Origin of the sequence: Collinsella sp. AM09-41 (genome assembly GCF_003473245.1) — a bacterium.
GTDB lineage: Bacteria > Actinomycetota > Coriobacteriia > Coriobacteriales > Coriobacteriaceae > Collinsella.
This window is the reverse complement of the sequence record NZ_QRMJ01000001.1, coordinates 169,775-189,454: the sequence shown is the minus strand read 5'-3', so window position 1 is coordinate 189,454 and position 19,680 is coordinate 169,775. Positions and strand designations below refer to the sequence as shown.

General features: G+C 60.4%; 14 protein-coding genes. 11 read left to right on the top strand and 3 right to left on the bottom strand.

Translation table 11 applies throughout. From position 1 onward, the window contains the following. Positions 1-69 precede the first annotated feature (69 nt). Positions 70-1,089 (top strand): M42 family metallopeptidase, encoded by a 1,020-nt coding sequence (locus DW112_RS00770; protein WP_117797877.1) that lies wholly within the window; start codon positions 70-72, stop codon positions 1,087-1,089. 138 nt (positions 1,090-1,227) lie between these two features. Next, positions 1,228-2,601, top strand: a complete 1,374-nt coding sequence (locus DW112_RS00765) for a DNA-binding protein (protein ID WP_147351820.1) — start codon at positions 1,228-1,230, stop codon at positions 2,599-2,601. 8 nt (positions 2,602-2,609) lie between these two features. Here the strand turns inward: DW112_RS00765 and mnmA are convergent, their stop codons facing one another. Together mnmA and cysK are read right to left on the bottom strand one after the other, a co-directional pair. Continuing rightward, positions 2,610-3,710, bottom strand: a complete 1,101-nt coding sequence (mnmA, locus tag DW112_RS00760) for a tRNA 2-thiouridine(34) synthase MnmA (RefSeq protein WP_199585291.1) — start codon at positions 3,708-3,710, stop codon at positions 2,610-2,612. A 181-nt stretch (positions 3,711-3,891) separates the two neighbouring features. After that, on the bottom strand, positions 3,892-4,830 hold the full coding sequence (gene cysK, locus DW112_RS00755; RefSeq protein WP_118328137.1) for a cysteine synthase A: 939 nt from the start codon (positions 4,828-4,830) through the stop codon (positions 3,892-3,894). 252 nt (positions 4,831-5,082) lie between these two features. Between cysK and DW112_RS00750 the strand changes: the two genes are divergently transcribed. After that, a complete protein-coding gene (locus DW112_RS00750) occupies positions 5,083-5,511 on the top strand; it encodes an Rrf2 family transcriptional regulator (protein ID WP_117637349.1) in 429 nt (142 codons plus the stop codon). A gap of 137 nt (positions 5,512-5,648) precedes the next feature. On the opposite strand, the gene DW112_RS00745 is transcribed toward DW112_RS00750, so the two are convergent. After that, positions 5,649-6,014 (bottom strand): phage holin family protein, encoded by a 366-nt coding sequence (locus DW112_RS00745; RefSeq protein ID WP_117583967.1) that lies wholly within the window; start codon positions 6,012-6,014, stop codon positions 5,649-5,651. Positions 6,015-6,337: 323 nt separating this feature from the next. On the opposite strand from DW112_RS00745, the gene DW112_RS00740 reads away from it, so the two are divergent. From DW112_RS00740 to DW112_RS00705, 8 genes are all read left to right on the top strand, one after another. Then, a complete protein-coding gene (locus tag DW112_RS00740; RefSeq protein ID WP_022094855.1) occupies positions 6,338-6,637 on the top strand; it encodes a YerC/YecD family TrpR-related protein in 300 nt (99 codons plus the stop codon). Between the two features lie 185 nt (positions 6,638-6,822). Continuing rightward, positions 6,823-9,939 (top strand): PD-(D/E)XK nuclease family protein, encoded by a 3,117-nt coding sequence (locus tag DW112_RS00735; protein WP_118328136.1) that lies wholly within the window; start codon positions 6,823-6,825, stop codon positions 9,937-9,939. A gap of 3 nt (positions 9,940-9,942) precedes the next feature. Then, the gene (locus DW112_RS00730; protein ID WP_118328135.1) at positions 9,943-13,566 is read left to right on the top strand and encodes a UvrD-helicase domain-containing protein; all 3,624 of its coding nucleotides are present in this window, start codon (positions 9,943-9,945) and stop codon (positions 13,564-13,566) included. Positions 13,567-13,760: 194 nt separating this feature from the next. After that, a complete protein-coding gene (locus DW112_RS00725) occupies positions 13,761-13,919 on the top strand; it encodes a DUF3284 domain-containing protein (RefSeq protein WP_117764931.1) in 159 nt (52 codons plus the stop codon). A gap of 86 nt (positions 13,920-14,005) precedes the next feature. Beyond that, positions 14,006-15,220 (top strand): MFS transporter, encoded by a 1,215-nt coding sequence (locus tag DW112_RS00720; protein WP_117775793.1) that lies wholly within the window; start codon positions 14,006-14,008, stop codon positions 15,218-15,220. A 483-nt stretch (positions 15,221-15,703) separates the two neighbouring features. Then, on the top strand, positions 15,704-16,558 hold the full coding sequence (locus DW112_RS00715; RefSeq protein ID WP_117564499.1) for a PRD domain-containing protein: 855 nt from the start codon (positions 15,704-15,706) through the stop codon (positions 16,556-16,558). A 106-nt stretch (positions 16,559-16,664) separates the two neighbouring features. Further along, on the top strand, positions 16,665-18,095 hold the full coding sequence (locus tag DW112_RS00710) for a PTS transporter subunit EIIC (protein ID WP_117764927.1): 1,431 nt from the start codon (positions 16,665-16,667) through the stop codon (positions 18,093-18,095). 127 nt (positions 18,096-18,222) lie between these two features. Further along, positions 18,223-19,644 carry a 6-phospho-beta-glucosidase gene (locus tag DW112_RS00705; RefSeq protein ID WP_117757899.1) on the top strand — a complete coding sequence of 474 codons (1,422 nt, stop codon included), beginning with the start codon at positions 18,223-18,225 and terminating at the stop codon, positions 19,642-19,644. Positions 19,645-19,680 lie beyond the last annotated feature (36 nt).

The following is a 19,680-nucleotide window of genomic DNA, read 5'->3' as shown; positions in this document are numbered from 1 at the left end:
AAGATGGTTCGCGGTGGTATCGTTGCTGTGGGTTTAATTCGATATGAAAGGGTGACTTTGGTGTCCAAGATGGATTCTACGCTCTCCTATATTACTGACCAGTTGAAGGCGCTTACCTCGATTGCTTCGCCTACGGGCTATACCCGTGCGGCGACTGATTATCTGATGGAGACCCTGCGCGATATGGGCTTTGGCCCCGAGCGCTCCAATAAGGGCAATGTGCTTGTTGAGCTTGGTGGCGAGGGCGAGCCGCTCGTATTGGCGAGCCATGTCGATACCCTGGGCGCCATGGTGCGCTCCATCAAGGACAATGGTCGCTTGCGTCCCACGACGCTCGGCGGGCATCAGTGGTCTACGGCCGATGGCGAGAACTGCACCGTTTACACGCGCGATGGCAATGTCTACACGGGTGTGGTTCTCAACACCGAGCCTTCGGCGCATGTGGCCGATGAGCCGGTCAAGACCATCGAGAAGAACATGGAAATCCTGCTCGACGAGAACGTTGACAGCAAGGACGATGTGCTCGAGCTGGGTATTCAGACCGGCGACATCATCGCTATGGATCCGCGTACCACGGTGACGGAGAGCGGCTACATCAAGAGCCGCTTCCTGGATGACAAGCTGTCGGCGTCGATTCTGCTGGGCCTGGCCCGCGCCGTTGCTGGCGGCGAGGTGACGCTTTCGCGCAAGGTATCGCTGCTCTTTACGGTGTACGAGGAGGTCGGCCACGGCGGTGCCTTTGTGCCGGACGACACGCGCGAGATGATCAGCGTGGACATGGGCTGCGTGGGCGACGACCTGGGTTGCACCGAGCGCATGGTTTCGATTTGCGCCAAGGATTCGGGCGGTCCGTACAACTACGACCTGGTGACCACGCTGTCCAACATCGCGCGCGAGCTGGAGCTCGATTACGCCATCGACGTGTATCCGCACTACGGCTCCGACGTCGAGGCCACGCTCTCGGCCGGCTACGACATTCGCCATGGCCTGATCGGCCCCGGCGTGTACGCGAGCCACAACTACGAGCGCAGCCACATCGACGGTGTGCGCAACACCTACGAGCTCGTCCGCGCCTACGTCCAGCGCTAGGGAAGTAGTTTGCGACTCGGCTGACCAATCGCTAAGGCCCGATTTCTCGGGCCTTTTTTCGCCTTAGGTCGTTTAGTATTATGATGTATGTAATATGTTAACTAAACGCGTAAATTACTTAACGAGGTGATGCAGCATATGAATACATCTGAGTACTTATCTATGGGTGATGCCGCCCGCCTGTTGGGCGTTACGAAAGCCCGCATATCGCAACTTGCCGCATCGGGGACGCTTGTGTGCGATATTGTGGGCGGCCGGAAGATGGTCGAGTACAATTCTGCGATTGCCTACCAAAAGGTCCGCAAGCGAGGACGCCGTCCTGCGGCCGATGTTGGACGCAAGTTTACGCTGATGTCGGCCGACCATGAGGTCGCTCATGTCTCATTTGATCCGACGCGCGAGTTTCCCTTCGAAATCGCCGAGGTCCTCGATGCGCAACGAATGCCGTTTGGCACATGCTCGAGCTCTTCTCCTGCGGTGAATAAGCGGGAGCTCAACGCGTGGTGGGGGCATCGGTCGGTGCCCGATGTTCGCCCCGGGCTTATCTCGCGCTACCGCGAGCTGGGAATTGTCAACGGCGTTGAGGCGCCGGTTCAGTGCCTGGGCCTATCGCTTTCGGATTGCTATTGGCTGCGGCCGGCAGAATGCGACGGGCTCGAATGGCGAAACCTCAATTACTTCGAGAATGATTTTGAGCGATCGGCGCCCGAGGGGCGTTCGGGTTGGCTGGAGGGCATCGGTCTTAAAAATCCGGATAACACGTCCGAGGGCGAGCTCCCTAAATCGTGGATGATCCGAAACGGCATTCGCGTTTTGGCTAAAGGGTGCGGGATGGACGATCAGCGTCCCATTAACGAGGCGGTTGCAACGGCTCTACATCGTCGTTTGCTTCCCAAGGGCGAGTTTGTTCCTTATACGGTTGAGCGGATGTTCGATGGCCCTGTGTGTCTGTGCGACGACTTTCTTGACGGCCGCGAGGAATACGTTCCGGCTGTTTACGTTAAGGGCGCATTTGGTAGCCAGCGGGGAAACTCGACATACGATCGATACTGTCGCTGCCTTGGCAAGCATGGTGCCGATGAGGCCGCTGTGAGAAGGTCTATGTCGCAGATGATTGTCTGCGATGCCCTTTTGGCCAACAGCGACCGCCATTGGCGAAACTTCGGCATCATCCGTAATGTCGACACCCTGGAGATAAAACCTGCTCCGCTGTTCGATAGCGGCAACTGTCTGTGGTACAACGTACCAACTGCCGTGCTCGCAGCTGGGGAGTTTGGGTTTTCCGCTAAGCCGTTTGGGCCCGACCCTTCCGTCCAGCTGGCGCTTGCGGATTCGCTCGATTGGTTCGATTCATCGCGGCTCAACGGATTTGTTGATGAGGCGATCGAGATTCTTTCGCAGAGCGAATGGGCCACGGCGGAGGGTCGACTCGAGGCCATCCGCCGCGGCCTGAAGCGTCGCGTTATCGAGGTGAATGCTGCTGTTGAAGTGCTTCGACACGTGCGGCGATAATCCCGTGGCTACCTGATGGCTGCCGTAACGGTGCCGCCGCCCAGGACGATGTCGCCGCGGTAGACTACGACTGCCTGGCCGGGGGCGATGGCTCGCTGCGGCTCGTCAAAGGTCAGCAGCATTTGCCCGTCTTCGCCGTGCGTAAGGGTCGCTGCCTGGTCTTTCTGACGGTAGCGGTACTTGGCGCCTACGCGAATGCCGCCGGCGTCGAGCTCCGCCTCCATGCGGGAGTCCGGCGCACTCCAGATCCACTCATCGGCCGTGAGGGCAGCGGCGGTCAGGTCCTCGGCCTCGCCCAGATGCACGGTGTTGTTGGCGGCGTCGACACCAGTCACATACACGGGATGCGCCATCGCGACGCCCAAGCCCTTGCGCTGACCGATGGTATAGCGCAGCGCGCCGTTGTGGCGTCCGACCACGCTGCCGTCGCGCCACACGATATCGCCCGGTGCAGCGGGATGTCCGCACAGACGCTCGATATAGCCCGCGTAGTCGCCGTCAGGAATAAAGCAGATATCCTCGCTTTCGGCCTTCTTGGCGTTGGTAAAGCCCTGCTCGGCGGCTATGCGGCGCACGTCGCGCTCTTTGTCTAGGCCTGCCAGCGGAAAGATCGTGTGTGCCAGGCGCTCCTGCGTAAGCGAATACAAAAAGTAGCTCTGGTCCTTTTTGGGGTCCTCGCCGCGATGCAGCTGCCAGGTGCCGTCTGCCGCCTGGCTTGTTTTGGCGTAATGTCCCGTTGCGATGTAGTCGCAGCCCATGTCCAGCGCCGTATCGAGCAGCGCGCCAAACTTAATGTGGCGGTTGCAGATAATGCACGGATTGGGCGTCAGCCCCTCCTGGTAGGCGTTCACAAAGCGCTCGATAACGCTGTGGTCGAACGTCTGCTGCAGGTCGAGCACGTGATGGGGGATCCCCAGGCGCTCGGCGACGGCCTTTGCATCGGCGATGTCGCGGTCGACCTTACTCATGCCCGTGGTGGGGTCGGGTGCGGGGCAGGTGAGGCGCATGGTAGCGCCGACACATTCGTAGCCCTGACTTTTTAGCAGATAGGCAGTCACGCTGGAATCGACGCCGCCGCTCATGGCGACGAGCACGCGCTTGTTGTGCATGGGGAGGTTCTCCTTGGTGGCATATGGCCAAAAAAGAAAAGCGGCGCGGGAGGCTGGTTCCGCGCCGCAGACATTGTAGCAAGTTCGGACGTCTCGTGGGACATCCTAACGAGATGGGCTCAGGCTGCCAGAAGAGAGGGGAGACCGGCGTGCCTTGGACTCGTTCTAAGAACGAGAAGCTCTAGTCCTGGAAGAGCGCCGTAGACAGGTAGCGCTCGCCGGTGTCGGCGAGCAGCGCCACGATGGTCTTGCCCTCGTTCTCGGGGCGCTTGGCCAGCTGCAGTGCGGCCCACACGGCGGCGCCGGACGAAATGCCCACGAGCACGCCCTCCTTGTGGCCCACGGCGCGGCCGGTGGCAAAGGCGTCGTCGTTCTCGACGGGGATGATCTCGTCATAGACCTGGGTGTCGAGGACGTCGGGCACAAAGCCGGCACCGATGCCTTGGATCTTGTGCGGGCCGGCCTGGCCCTTGGAGAGCACCGGGGAAGTGGCGGGCTCGACGGCGACGACCTTAATCTCGGGGTTCTGCTCCTTGAGGAACTCGCCCACGCCGGTCACGGTGCCGCCGGTGCCGATGCCGGCGACGAAGATGTCAACCTTGCCGTCGGTGTCGTCCCAGATCTCGGGGCCGGTCGTGGCCTTGTGGATGGCGGGGTTGGCGGGATTCACAAACTGGCCGGCGATGATGCTGTTGGGGGTCTCCTTCTGCAGCTCCTCGGCCTTGGCGATGGCACCCTTCATGCCCTTGGAGCCATCGGTGAGCACGAGCTTTGCGCCATATGCCTGCATAAGCTTGCGGCGCTCGACGGACATGGTCTCGGGCATGGTGATGATCACCTTGTAGCCACGAGCCGCCGCCACCGAGGCGATACCGACGCCGGTGTTGCCGCTCGTGGGCTCGATGATGGTGTAGTCGCCGCCGCGCACGAGCTTGCCTGCCTTCTCGGCCTCGTCAATCATGTTCTTGGCGACGCGGTCTTTGACGGATCCGGCGGGGTTGAAGTATTCCAGTTTGACGAGCACGCGAGCCTTGAGGTCCTCGTCGGCCTCAAAGTGAGTGAGCTCCAGAAGCGGGGTGTGGCCGATAAGCTGATCGATGGACGTGTAAACCTTGCTCATGGTGAACCTCCAAAGTGTTCAAGTTGCTGGTTGCCGTGTGGCTTCACGGCGCGTGTGGCAGCTAAACCCATAAACCTTATAGGTTGTTCGTTTAGCTGTTGGGAAGCATACTAGACACTAAAGCCTAGTAATGCAATAGGAAATAGAAGATTATTGCGAGTCGATTAACCATCTTGACCGGAACGGGTATTTTCAAAACTATTTTTCGGCTAGAATTTCTACGGACTAAATGACCGAAAGGCAGCACTATACATGTTGGTTTCTACTAAGGGCAGATATGCCCTGCGCGTTATGGTCGATCTGGCCGAGCACCAGGCGGCCGGTCGCATCCCGCTCAAAGAGATCGCGGCGCGACAGGGGATTTCCGAGAAATATCTCGAGAACATCTTGGCTACGCTCGTGCGCGCCAATATGCTCTCGGGCATGCGCGGCAAGGGCGGTGGCTATGTGCTCACGCGCCCGCCCGAGCAGTACACGGTGGGCGAGATCCTGCGCCTGACCGAGGGTAGTCTGGCGCCGGTTGCCTGCCTGGATGGCGACTGCAAGGGCTGCTCGCGATCTGATGAGTGCCCCACGCTCGACGTGTGGAAGAACCTGGACAAGCTCATCAACGATTACCTCGACGGCGTGACGCTCGATACGCTCGTCGCCCCCAGCGAGGGCTACGACTACGTCATCTAGCCCCACCTGCTATTGGGGGACGGGGTAGAAATGGTAGATTTTCCTGCCCTCTGAGGCTCGACAAATGGCAAGGCCGCCCATCGTTGCGATGGACGGCCTTCGTTTTGGCGTGTTGTGGCGGTCCGTATCCGGTCGCTTTAGTTCCGGGCGATGCTGTCGAGAATGCTGCGCATGATGGATACCAGGATGCTGCCCATAAACGCCGATCCAAAGCTGGCGATGGAGATACCCGCGCCCAGCAGATTGACCGACAGGTAGCTGGCCAGCTCGAGCATAAAGCTGTTGACCACAAGCTGAAAAATACCAAGCGTGATAATAGTGAGTGGCAGCGAGATGACCGTCAGGAACGGCTTAACGAGCGAGTCGACGATGTTGAGGAACAGTCCCACGAAGGCAAAGCAGACCCAGGCGTCGGCCATGCCGAAGGGCTGAATGCCGGGGACGAGAAACGTTGCGATCGCGATGGCGATTGAGGTCAAAAGCCAGTTGAGCATAAAGCGCATGGTGTGAATCCTTTCTTGCGCATGGCGTGGTGAGGGAGCGTGAGAGGCACATGCCTTTGCAACTCGGACAGATGCTCGGGCACGGCTCTGTTTGGGCGCCCATTGTCTCAGATATTCGTGGAGCTTGCGTGCGCATTCGGTTTCAAAACGGCGTTCGTCCTAGAAAACGCGCCGCTGGCAGAGAGTTTTGTCGCTTTAGTTTGGTGGTGTGCTAAACTGCTACGGGCAAAAGCCACAGGCGTTGCCCTATTGCATAGAACGGGCGAACGATGCCCGATGTCAGTATCAACTTCGATGCCTTATGGCGGGTTTGGCGGTGATCGATGAATATCGAGAACATGTTTGACAAGCCTGATGTCAAGCAGCTGGTCCACGCATTTAGTCTTTTGGATGACGAGAAGGATATCCAAGCGTTTTTGACCGATATCTGCACGCCGCGCGAGATCTGCGATCTTTCGCAACGTCTGCAGGTTGCGCGCTATCTGGATGAGGGCGAGCCTTATGTTGAGGTTCAGGCCCGCACCGGCGCTTCGTCCACTACGGTGAGCCGCGTTTCAAAGGCGCTGAACGGCGAGTACGGCGGCTATCGCAAGATCCTCATCAAGCTGGAGGATGGCGAGTAGGCCAGCGACAACAAACGAATTGTGCAGAACCGTCCCTTCGGGGGCGGTTTTTATATGCCCGCAATCGGCTGGTGCGTTGGGGTCAGGTTGCTTTGCACCAAAACATGGAGCTGAGGTAGCAATCTGTCCGCGTGGGCGGGTAGGATGGAAGCATTGAATATTGCGAACGGTTTGAGTGGAGGACCATGCCTGTTCGAATCTATACCACCAACGCCGGCGCGGATTTGAGCGATGCCGAGGCGGCGCTGCTTGCCGACCTTATTGCCCGCCACGGGCGTGCCGTGCTGCTGGCGCCAACGTTTGCCGAGCTCGACCTGTGCCGTCATGATGCGGCGGAAGCCGGCGTTTCGCTGGGTATTGACTACAAGACGCCTACATCGTGGCTTCGCTCGCTTTGGGAGCTTTTGGGCGACGGGCGCGGTTTCGTCGACAACCTGCAGCGCCAGATGCTGTTTTCGGACATGGTAGCGCGTCTCGACGACGCCGACCTGCAGCCGCTTTCGCGCAGCCAGGGCACGGTGCGTATGCTCGCGCGTATGGCTCGCGATGTGCTGCCGGGTGTGGCAGGGACAGGTGCCGAGCGTTGCTGCGACAACGTTTGCAAGCCCAAGCCCAGAAGCGACGCCGAGGCTCGCGTGTTTGAACTTTTGTGCGCCTATGCGCGCGGTTTGGACCGTCGAGATATGGTCGAGCCCTGCGAGGCGGCTGACATTATGGCCGGCGCTTTGGCCGACAACCTGCCGGGGTGCGCCCGCGCCGTTTGCGTGCGCGGCGTCACGTCATTTACGTATAGCCTGCTCGAGCTGCTGTCCGCCGTGGCAAACAACGGGGGAGAGGTTGTCGTGCTGCTTGCCCGCGAGCAAGCGGCGATGCGCGAGGAGCTTGCCGCGGCATTTGATGTCCGCGGTGTGCTGTTTGAGATCGCGCCGCTGGACGAGGATGCCGGCGCTCCCGCGATTGCTCCAAAGTCCGTCGTACGTCCTGCCTTTGTGGAAGTCGCCGGGCCCCATGCCCGTGCCCGTGTCTATGCGGACGTCATCGATAAGATGGTGAAAGCGCGCAAGGAGTCCAAGGTCAACGATGCCGCCTCCGCACCCGTCGATCCCGTGCGCGTACTCGTGGTGTCCGCCCGGGCACCCCAGCTGTTCGGCGAGCTTGCCGCTCGTTTGGCGGCGCGCCACGTTGCTGCCGAGACGGCCGAGTTCACGGCGTTTTCCCAATCCATTGCGGGCAGGCAGTTCACGGCGCTCGCCAACCTGATCGAGCGCATGAAGGCCGCCGACGAAGGGGCAGCTTCTAAGACTGAGTGGTGGCCCGCTCCGGAGCTTACCGACTGGATTTACAGCCCGCTTTCGGGTGCCGACGCCGCCAGCGCGCGCACGTTCGACAAGAATATGCGACTGTCGCGCAGCAAGACCACTGCGGGCGTCAAGAGCCTGCTGCAGAGCGTGCAGGGCCAGGTGAGGGGCGCGCGTAAAGCGGCGAGCGACGAGAACTGGTTTAAGAGCGTGCCGTGCGTGATCTCGGACGTGTTCCAGGCGCTGTGGCGCGACAAACCCGTGACGGCGCTCAAGGCCATGCTTGCCGTTGCCGAGGCACTGCCCGATCGCGCACTAGGCGGCCTTGACGGTCAGGCCCGTCGCCAGGCAGAGACGGCTCTGCTGCGCCATGCCATCGACATCCTTATGAACGATGCTCGTACGCTCGACGTGTCGCAGGCTGCGACCGTGCCCGTGCTCGATGGCATTCGCACCAAGGTGGACAAGCGTAGCGCCGCCTACGATTACGAGACCTACGAGGTTGACCGTGCGCCACGCGCCCAGGTTCGCTTTGCTTCGCTTGCCGATGCGGCGGCTCTGCGCCCCGGCAGCTACGATGCCGTGCTGTTTGCCGATGTCGATCTGGACAGCTATCCGCTCTCACACGAAGAGGGGCCGCTGACCACGCTGACGGCGAGCCTCGGTCGCGAGGACGTGACGCTTGAGCCTGCGGCCTTGCTGCGCGCACGCTTTGGCCGCGCGATACAAGCGTCGCGTGGTCCGGTTACGCTCGCCCGTGTGACCCACGATCGTCAGGCGCGCGAGTGCTATCCGGCGGCCGTGTGGACCGAGTTGCGGGCGCATGCCGAGGCCGCTGACGACGCTAAGGCCGTTGGCGCCGACAAGGCGAAGTGTGTGGGTGAGGGCGATATCGTAAGGGACTTCGATCCCGCGGCAGGCGAAGGTCTTAGGCGCGAGCGCGTGACCTGCGAAGCTCCTCAGCATCTGAGCGATGAAGCCATTCCGTATCTGGTCCTGCGTCGTCGCGATGGCGAGGGCGAGGATGCGCCGCTCGTGCCGCGCCTGACGTCTGCCTCGCAGATCGAGGCCTATTCGACCTGCCCGCTATGCTGGTTCGTCTCGTACCGCGTGAAGCCCCAGTCGATCGACGCTGGCTTTGGCAATATGGAGAAGGGCAACTTTGTCCACGACGTGCTGGAACACTTGCATGCCCGTCTGCCCCAGGAGGGCATGGAGCGCGTGACACCCATGAATCTGCCACGCGCGAAGGAGCTGCTGCGCGAGGTCTTTGACGAGACCTTGGCCGAGCATGCGGGCAAGCGCGGTACCGAGGGCCCGCTCGTGCCGCTCTCCCCGGTGGAGGAGCGCCAGGTGGCCGAGATTTTGCCGCAGCTGGAGGGCGTTCTTGCCTACGAGTCCGAGGCGCTCGCGCCCTTCGCGCCGCGCTACCTGGAGTTTGCGTTCAACGAGCTCCAGGTCGAGTATGCCGGCTGGCCGCTCGGCGGGCGCATCGACCGCGTGGATGTGGATGCCGAGAATCGCGCCGTGGTAATCGACTACAAGCATCGCACGGGCGTTGAGGAGTTTAAACTCGCCGACCCCACGGCGCGCGACGAGGAATCGGGCGAGGCCGCCATCGACGACCCGCGGTGGCTGCCGCCCCATACCCAGACGCTTATCTATGCGCAGGCCATGCGCCGGGCGCTGGATCTGGATGCCCGTGCGGCGCTCTATTTTTCGACCAAGGGCGGCAAACCGGCGCTGCGCGGCGCCGCGAGTGCCGAGCTGCTCGAGGAGGAGCGTGGTGACGGCCGCATCCCGGGGCTTAAGAAGGGCTTTCCCGGCGAGGGTGGCAGCATGGACTTCGACGCCCTGCTCGATCGCGTGGAGGCCGGCATCGCCGAGCGCCTGCACGAACTCGAGGCAGGCGACGTTGCCGCCGTCGACCCGACGTCGGCTCAGGCCGCGCATGCGCGCTGCTCGTATAACCACGAAGGAACGTTTGTAAGGAGGGACGTGTAGACCATGGATCTTTCGACTTTGATGCCGCAACAGCTGCAGATCGTCAAAACGCTCGACCGTCCGCTGTTTGTCTCGGCGGGTGCCGGTTCGGGCAAGACCTTTACCCTTACGCGCCGCATCGTCTACGCGCTCTCGCCCGAATCCGGTCCGTTTGTCGAGCATCTGGACCAGGTGCTCGCCATTACCTTTACCAAAGATGCCGCGGCCGAGATTCGCGACCGCGTGCGTCGCGCGCTTATCGAAGAGGGTATGGACGAGGAGGCCCTGACCGTCGACGACGCTTGGATCTCGACCATTCACGGTATGTGTTCGCGCATCCTGCGCGCGCATGCGTTGGAGCTGGGCATCGATCCCGAGTTCACGGTGCTTACCGATACCGATGAGCTTATGGATCAGGCTGTCGAGCATGTGCTGGGGCGCGCGACGGCGCCCGATGCCGCGCCTGAGCTCGCCGCCTCGCTTAAGGCCCTCTACGCTTGGTATCCCATGGCGGGCGAGGGCGGGCCGTTTGGCGCCGGTACCACCATCAAAGGTCTGGTGCGCGACCTGCTGGAGCTATCGAGCCAGCTGCCGGGCGGCATGGACGATGTGTGCGTGGCGCGCGGCCAGGCCGACACCTCTGCGCTTGCCGACGCCTATCGCGCGGCGTTGGGTGCGAGCAAGGCCGCGACCGAGAAAGCGCAGGTGGCACTCGATGCCATCGACGCGTTTGAGGCGAGCGGCAAAACCATGGAGGATGCGGCGCGACTCATGATGTCGTGCAGCATGCCTCGGGCGAGCAAGGCGTTTCCTAAGGAGCAGGTGGAGCTGCTCAAGGCCGAGGCCGCCGATGCATTTATCAATATCGTGCTTGCCTGCGGCGGTCCGGCGCTCGATGCGCTGGTGGGGCTTGCTCGTGCTGTGGAGGCGGAATACCGCGCGCTCAAGGCTGACCAGTCCGCGCTTGATAACAACGACCTGCTGCGCATGGCGTACGAGGCGCTGCGCGATTATCCCGCCATCCGAGCGGCCTATGAGGGTCGCTTTAAGATGGTCATGATCGATGAGTTCCAGGATACCGACCAGATGCAGGTCGATTTGATCCGTTACCTGACGGGTGTGGGGGAGCGCGCACTGTGCACCGTAGGCGATGCGCAGCAGTCGATCTACCGCTTCCGTGGTGCCGAGGTCGAGGTGTTCCGTCGCCAGGAGCTCAAGGTGGGCTCGACGACGGCGTCCGAGACGGTCGCCACGTCCGATGCCCCCGCCGGCGAGCTCGTCAAGCTTGTACGCAACTTCCGCAGCCACGATGAGGTGCTGCGCTATGTGGCGCGCGTCTTTGACGGCGACACCGGTGGTTTGATGCAGGGGTTCTTGGATCTTGAACCGAGCGACGAACGCGAGGACAAGCTCAAGGCGAAGGCATCGCGCCGCCAGGCGCTGCTCGTTGCCGGTGGCAGTACGCAGGAGCGAACGCAGGCGAAAGCTCGCGCGATTGCGGAGCGATTCCAAGCACTCGTTAAAGCGGGCCAGCCCCAGGGCAGCATGGTCCTGCTGCTGGGCCGCATGACCAACGCCGATGTCTATGCGCAGGCCTTCCGCGACCAGGGGCTCGACTGCGTGATCGCAGGCGGCTCGGTCTTTGCCCAGGCAGCCGAGGTGCAGACGGTGCGTGCCCTGGTCTGCGCACTCGCCAATCCGGCCGATACGGCGCAGGGCCTTATGCCACTGCTCGCCTCGCCGATGTTTGCGCTCGGCGCCCAGGAGTTCCTGGCGCTGGCGACCAAGCTCGATAGCGAGACGGGGGAGACCTCGCGCCGGAATATCGACGTGGGCATCATGAGTGATTTCGACGTGCCGGGTTTGCAAGACTTGCCGCTCGTGACGCGTGCCCGCGAGGTGCTGCGCTACGCGCTTCGTCGCGTGGGACGCGATTCGTTCGCCGCCATCGCGCGCGACGTGGTCAATGCCTCCGGCTGGTTCGTGCGTCTGGCGCAGCGTGGTCCCGAGGGCAAGGCCATCGCCGCCAACGTGCTCAAGGCGCTCGACGCCGTGGCCGAGGCAGAGGTCGAGCTCGGCAATTCTCCGCGCTCCATCGCGCTCGCCTTCGACCGCTTCTTGGCGGGCAAGGAGGCCCCGGGCGCGCTCAACGAGGAGGGCGACGGCGCGGTGCGCATCATGACCGTGCATGCGTCCAAGGGTCTGGAGTATCCGGTCGTAGCGGTTGCGGAGTGCTTTGGCGTGCGTAAGTCCTCGGGTGCGGCTCAGATGGGGCGTGTCGAGGGCGGAGCGCAGGTCGTGGCGCTGCCGGCGCGCTTCGACGGCGTTAAACTCGCGGACGGCACGTTCGTAAAGGGCGATGACGTCAAAAAGCAGTTTGAGCATGCGTTTAAGGGTAAGGGCACGTCGCTATGGTTGCCGCCGGAGCTCATGGAGGATGTCTGCGCGACGGGTTCTCCCGCCGAGGCATTCGTTCGCCTGCGCAACCACGACCTGCAGCTTTCGCTCGAGGAGCGGGCTCGCTTGCTCTATGTCGCCATGACGCGAGCGCGCGAGCTGGTCATTCTGGCGATGGATGTCGGCGTGAGCCGCGGCAAGGTGTGCGCGCCGACCTTCGATGTCGAGACGGATCTGACCTACGACGTGCTGCGCCGCATCCTGCCGACCGACAGCCTGGACATGCCGCAGCTCGATAGCGACCGTTTGGTGTTCGACAACTCCAAGCCGGGCGACTACGAGCTCATCTCGCTGGCGGACTTTACGTTTGGCGAGCAGGCGTTTGAGGCCAACGCTTCGCTGGATGTCGAGGGCAGGCTTGTCCGCGGCGATGCGGAGCCGGAGGGTGCCGGTGCGGATGCCCGCGCCGCTGTTCCCGGTCCTGCCGACCCCGAGCCCGATGCGTTTGAGCTCGTGTATCCCCAGGCGGTGGGCGTGCGCATGGGCACCTGTCCGTATCCGGCGCGCGATTCGTACAGCTACTCGTCAATTGCCGCGGCGCTGCATGCCGAGTCCGAGGACCGTGCCGCCGAGGCACACGTGCCCATGGACGAGGCCGGCGATGATGCGGAGTCGGATGGCTCGGAGATGGCCGATGCAGGCGCGGCCGCCGTTGAGCCCGCCGGCAACCCCATGGCGCTGGGCTCGGCGTTCCATGCCGCCTGCCAGTGGCTGATCGAGATGGGTGCCGATGAGCTGCCCGCCGCGCGTGCCGATGCGCTGGCGCGTCTGTGGCGCCTGACGCCGGAGCAGCGCGAGCGCTTCGACGTTGCCCTGGACCGCTGGCTCAAGTCGGCGGTCCGTGCCGAGCTGCTTGCCTGGCCGTGCGTTCGCGCCGAGGTGCCGTTCTTTTCGCTGGGCTGCGAGGACGAGGACATCGCTCGCTACGGTGCATATGCCGAGGGCGCCATCGACGCTTTGACGACGAACCCGGCGGATTCGTCACGCGCGCTGGTCATCGACTACAAGACGGGCGGCACACCGGACGAGACGCCGGAACAGCTGCAGGAGAAGCACGCCCTGCAGGCGCGCGTTTACGCTGATGTTCTGCACAAGGCGGGCTTTGAGGCCGTGACCGTCAAGTTCGTCCGCGTGGAGCAGGCCGATCCCGCCAACCCCTGCGAGCCCCAGGTGGTCACCTACAACCTCTAACCCTCAACAACCTGCGGTGGAATCCCTATCGATTCCACCGCAGTCTTTTTGGACGGGGCTCTTTTAGCTACTTTGGGCAAACCCACACGGCCGCCCCGGAATAAAGCCCTCAATCGTCCAAATAGCACCACAACGCATGGGAGAGTCTGGGACGGTACAATAGCCCGAACGGTTCAAACGAATAAGGAGCTATCATGCAGCTCACCAAAACGCTTGAGGTGACGCCGGAGGAGCTTTTTGACGCTCTGGCGGGGTCCATCATGCAGGATATCGAGAACGCCACGGGCAAGTGTCCCAGCCGCAACAAGCTCAACGGCTATAAGTACGAGAAGCGCCCATACCGCAAAAGGTAAGGTGACTCTTCATCGGAAACCGTGAACGCTTCGGGTTTTGAGTCAGTAGCGAACAGCCCGACAAAAAATGTTGTTGGAAGTGCCAAATGAATAAGAATGCCGCTACGCAACTGCACATCTATTCCGCCTTTTTCGTTCTCGCGGGATTTGTTTTAAATCGGGGAGTGTTTCTACTTTTCCTTGCGGATAAAGGAATGTCTGTCACGGAAATCGCGCTTTATCAAGCCCTGTACAACATTGCAACGGTCGTCCTCGAGCTGCCAACAGGGCTGGTAGGCGATTTCTTTGGAAAGAAGTTCTCGATTCAAGTGGGCGTTCTGCTTCTTTTCTTCCATACGGCTGGCATGCTGTTGCTCTCAGGCCCCTTTCTCGTCGCGCTTTCCCTTGTCGAGGCACTCGCCTACTCCCTTCAATCGGGATCCGAACAAGCACTTTTATATGAAATTGCCCGAAATGCCGGTCAAGGAGAGCGCTTCCTCACCATCAACGCTCGGCTGCTTGCCGCGCAATCAATCGCGACGGGAGTGGCAATCGTACTTGGATCATTCATTGCCCAAGTATCTTGGAGTGCCCTCTACGTATGCGTTTCCGTTTTCTATCTCCTGCAGCTTTTCCTTCTGTATCCCATTGAGAGGATGGAAACGACCCATTCCAAAAACTCTGGGGAGGAAAGGTTTGACGTAGCCAAGATCTTCAGACGCGAAACCTGGAGCATTGGAGAATCCGCTTTTGCGGTGTTGCTTCTTCTAATCGGCACAAGCATGCTCGATGGATTCTATGGGAGTTATTACAACTTGAATCAGTTGGTATTCGACGCATTTGATGCTCCCGTCTCCATAATAGGAATCTTTTTCGGTGCATCCTATGCAGTAAATGCGACGGCCTACATTGCAGCAGATTTCTTCTCATCGCGTTTCGGGAAAAGAAATACCATGCTCGGCTCGATGCTAATCGAGGCCGGTCTTTTCATGATTCTTCCGTGGTTCGCTTCAAATCCGCTGTGTTTGTTTGGCCTTAGCATGGTGCTTTGTTTTCTCCCAGAAGTGGTGTACATCACTTCGGAAAACTTAATCCAAGACGCGATAGCGGACGATCTCCGCGCGACGATCCTTTCCGTCGCGTCTCTGGTAAGGGCTCTCTTTTCTGCAATGTTTTTCTCCATATTTGGATATGTGTTGGGGTTATATCCCATTCAGATAGCGCTCGGTGTTATTGGCGCAATCGCGATAGCAATTACCGCCGTTGTTTCTTTAAATGCAGGCGCGCGTCTATTCGGATGTTCTGCACAAGGCGGGCTTTAAGACGGTGACGGTCAAGTTCGTCCGCGTGGAGCAGTCCGATCCCTCCAACCCCGCCGAGTCCCAGGTGGTCACCTACAACCTCTAGCTCACCAGGGCCGTCCGCACGCCCAGTCTCCCCATAACTTGCGGTGAAATAGTTCCTGTTTTACGGCCCAGCTGGCTCCAGCAGGAACTATTTCACCGCAACTCAGAATCAGTCGGGGGTGCGGATTACGCGGATGAAGTTGCCAATCAAGGGTGCGGATTACGCAAATTTACACTTGACGTTCATCTCGGGTGGGCCTATAAATACATGTGATGGGTTGTTATCCCTTTGGGGAGCATGGCCATCCGGATTCCGTTCGTTATTCAATTGCACATATATTCGGGTGTCACTTTAGGGCATGACCGTAGGCAAGTAGGGTGCTGCTTTCTGCCGAGGTCATGCCCTTTTTGTTCAGCTCCGAATGAGTGCCCTATCATCAAGAGAGGAGGTGCATCGATATGCTGGCGATCAGAAAGCTCAACAATAACGCCGTGATTTGTCGAGATAGTCGCGGTCGCGAGGTCGTGGCGCTCGGCAAGGGTGTCGGCTTCGGTGGTGACTTCCCCCGGGAGCTCGCGATGGACCATATCGAGCGCACGTTCTATAGCATCGATGCCGAGGGGCAGCGTATCATGCAGGATCTTCCTGCCGATGTGGTGCTGTTTACGGCAAAGATCATGGATATTGTAGAGAACGAGCTGCCTTACGAACTCAGTCCCAACGCCGTGCTCATCATGGCCGACCATATCGCCTTTGCGATTGCGCGGCAGAGGAAGGGCATTCGTTTTGATATGCCCCTTACCTATGATGTGCAGCAGCTTTATCCGCTGGAATACAAAATCGGCCGCTACATTACCGCGCGCGTGCGGCAGGAGTTGGGCGTCGAGCTGCCGCGCGAAGAGGTGGCAAGCATCGCCATGAATCTGGTCAATGCAAAGACTGGGGCAGAGGTTACTGTGGCAAGCGATCGCGCCCAATCGTTTGAGCGCCTGCTCAACGATGTCACTGATATCGTCGAGTACGATTTCCGTACCATCATCGATCGGGAGTCTTTTGAGTTCTCACGGTTTGCGACACACGTGCAGTATCTGTTCAAGCGTATCAAGGGTAACGATAGCCTCAGCAGCGCCAATTTGCCGCTTTATGCGAATTCGCGCGAGGAGTTTCCCGAGCTTGCGCAATGCATCGACCACATCTGTACCTATATGAAGCGGGAATGGCATACGGAGCTCACCGACGAGGAGAAGCTTTACTTCATGCTCCATGTCAACCGTATCTGTACGAAGGCGGAATCCGGCACAGCCGGACGCTGACAACCCAGGCCAGAAGGATTGTAACCTGTGTTAGGGCAGGGCATGACCTCCGAAAGTACGAGAACCATCTCGTGCCACGACGATTCGTGGCGTAAAAGGAGGAATGATGACTAACTATCAAAAACTCGCCCAAAGAATCATCGAAGAGGTGGGCGGCAAGGCGAATGTTTCAAGCGCGACGCATTGCATGACGCGTCTGCGCCTCGTTCTTAAGGACGAGGGGCTTGCAGATGACGCCAAGCTCAATGCGATTCCCGAAGTGATTAGCGTGGTGCACGCTGGCGGCCAGGTGCAGCTCGTAATCGGGCCGACCGTCGACAAGGTCTACGGCGCGGTATGCAGGGAAGGCGGCTTTGAAGTCCAGACGGCGATTGATGAAGATCTGGACGCAGCAGAGAGGCTTCCCTGGAAGGAGCGGTTCGCTCCGAAGCGCATCGGCAATCTGATTCTCGATGCGGTGAGCGGCTCTATCGCTCCCATTCTGCCCGTGTTCTGCATCGCGGGTATCTTCCGCATGTTCACCATTTTGCTTGGTCCGGAAGGCGCGGGCCTTCTAGCCGCGGAGGGCAGCATGTACCGGCTCTTCACCTTGGTGGGAGACGCGGCATATTACTTCCTGCCGATCTTCGGTGCCTATGCGGCGGCCAAGAAGTTCCAGACGAGTCCTGTGCTCGCGCTCATGACGGCTGCTATTATGATTCATCCGAGCATGCTCGCTATCGTCGAGGAGGGCGCTCCGTTCGACGTCTACGGCATCCCCATGACGCTGGTGAATTACACACAGTCGGTGCTTCCCATCATCCTTATCGTGTGGATTCAGTCCTACGTAGAGGGGCTTATCAAGAAGCATTGCCCTGACATGCTGCGCATCCTCGTGATTCCAGTGGGGACCATGCTCATCATGCTGCCGCTTGCACTCTGCGTCTTCGGCCCCGCCGTCTCCTTCATTATGGGCATCATCGCCGATATCATCATCTGGCTCGGCGCGAACGCCGGTCCGCTGTGCGGTCTGGTGGTCGGTGCGACGTGGAACCTCGTGATCGCTACCGGCATGCATGTGCCGATTCTCACCGCTATGATGCCCGGCTGGCTTGAGGTGGGCTATGACGCCGTGTGCACTCCGGGTACGACGGTGGTTGTTTACGTGACGCTTGCGGTCGCGCTCGCCTACGGCATCCGTGCAAAGGGCAAGGCTAACCGTCAGCTCGGTTGGACTACCTTCGCTACCTATGCGCTCGGCCGCGTATCCGAGCCCATCATTTACGGCATCCTCTTGCGCGATAAGAAGGCGCTCGCTTGGTCGATGATCGGCGGCGCGGCCGGCGGCCTTGCATGCGGTCTGCTCAACGCGCGCATCTTCGTCTTCTCGGGAGTCGGCTTCCCGTGGATGAACGTCATCAAGTTCAGCCAGGACATCATTCCGGGCGCCATCAGCTGCGCGATTGGCTTTGCGGTGACATTCGCCCTCTGCATGGTCTTTGGCTTCGACAATCGCGAATCGGGCGAGAAGGAAGCCGAGGAGGCCCTTGAGGCTTAAGCGCTGCATCTAGAAGGGTGCCTTAGCGCAACGAGTCTCTTCTCGGAACTGGGGCCCCATGAACCCGGACGGGCACCGCTGCATGGTGGTGCCCGTTCGCACTAAAAGCAAGATAAGGAGGACTCCCATGCCATTGCGTTCTGATTTCCTCTGGGGCGGCGCGCTTTCCGCCAACCAGTGTGAGGGTGCCTGGGACGAGGGCGGGCGGGGGCTCGCCAACGCGGATCTTCTGCCGTACGGGCGGGACCGTCTCGCCGTCATCAGGGGTGACGACGTTCCGCTCGAGCCGCTGTCCGACCATTACTACCCGGCCCAACAGGCCATCGATTTCTATCATCATTACCGCGAGGACATCGCGCTCTTCGGCGAGATGGGCTTCAAGGCTCTGCGCCTCTCCATCGCATGGAGCCGTATATTCCCCAACGGGGATGACTCCGAACCCAACGAGCAGGGCCTCGCGTTCTATGAGGATGTGTTTCGCACCTGCCTCGAACAGGGCATCGAGCCGGTGGTGACGCTCAACCACTATGACGTGCCCATGCATCTTGTTACGGCATACGGCGGTTGGCGCAACCGCGCTCTCGTGGGCATGTTTGAGCGCTTCGCTCGCACTGTGTTCGCACGTTACCGCAATCAAGTGCGCTCTTGGCTCACGTTCAACGAGATCAACATCATGACCTCTGCGTGCTTCATGGCGGCAGGCATCGTGTTTGATGAGGGGGAGGACCGCTACGTCTCCGTTCATAACGCGGTGCATCACGTGCTCGTGGCGAGTGCTTGCGCGGTGCGCGCCTGCCATGAGATCATCCCTGGTGCGCAAATCGGCTGCATGCTCAATGCGGGTATTTTCTATCCTGCTACCTGCAACCCTGCCGACGTTAAAACGGCTCAGGACGAGAATCGCAAGCACTACATGTTCACCGACGTGCAGGTGCGCGGCCACTATCCGTGCTACATGCTCACGGAGTATGAGCGTCAAGGGTTCGCGATTCCTTGGGCGGAGGGCGATGAGGAGGTCCTTGCGCAGAATCCGGTGGACTTCGTGGGCTTCTCTTACTACTCGACGCGCGTGGCGCAGGCAAACACCGAGGGGCAGTTCGACTCCAATCTACTCAAGAGTGCCCCCAACCCTTACCTCAAGATGGAGCCATGGGGCAGATTCATCGATCCCGCAGGGCTGCGCATCACCATGAACGACATATACGACCGGTACGAAAAGCCGCTCTTTATCGTGGAGAACGGTCTCGGAGCCCCGGATGAGCCGGATCAGAACGGCTTTGTGGATGATGGATACCGTATCGATTACCTGCGCGAGCACATCCAGGCTATGAAGGACGCCGTCGAAATCGACGGGGTGGACCTCCTGGGCTACACGTGCTGGGGACCGATCGATCTGGTTTCGGTCGCAACGGGCCAGATGCGCAAGCGCTACGGTTTCATTTATGTCGACCTCGATGACGAAGGACACGGCACACGTCGGCGCAGCAAGAAAAGATCGTTCGAGTGGTATCGCAAGGTAATTGCCTCAAACGGCGAGGACCTGAGCTGAGCTTTCCTCAGGGGCCGGACCGCGACATGGGGTCGC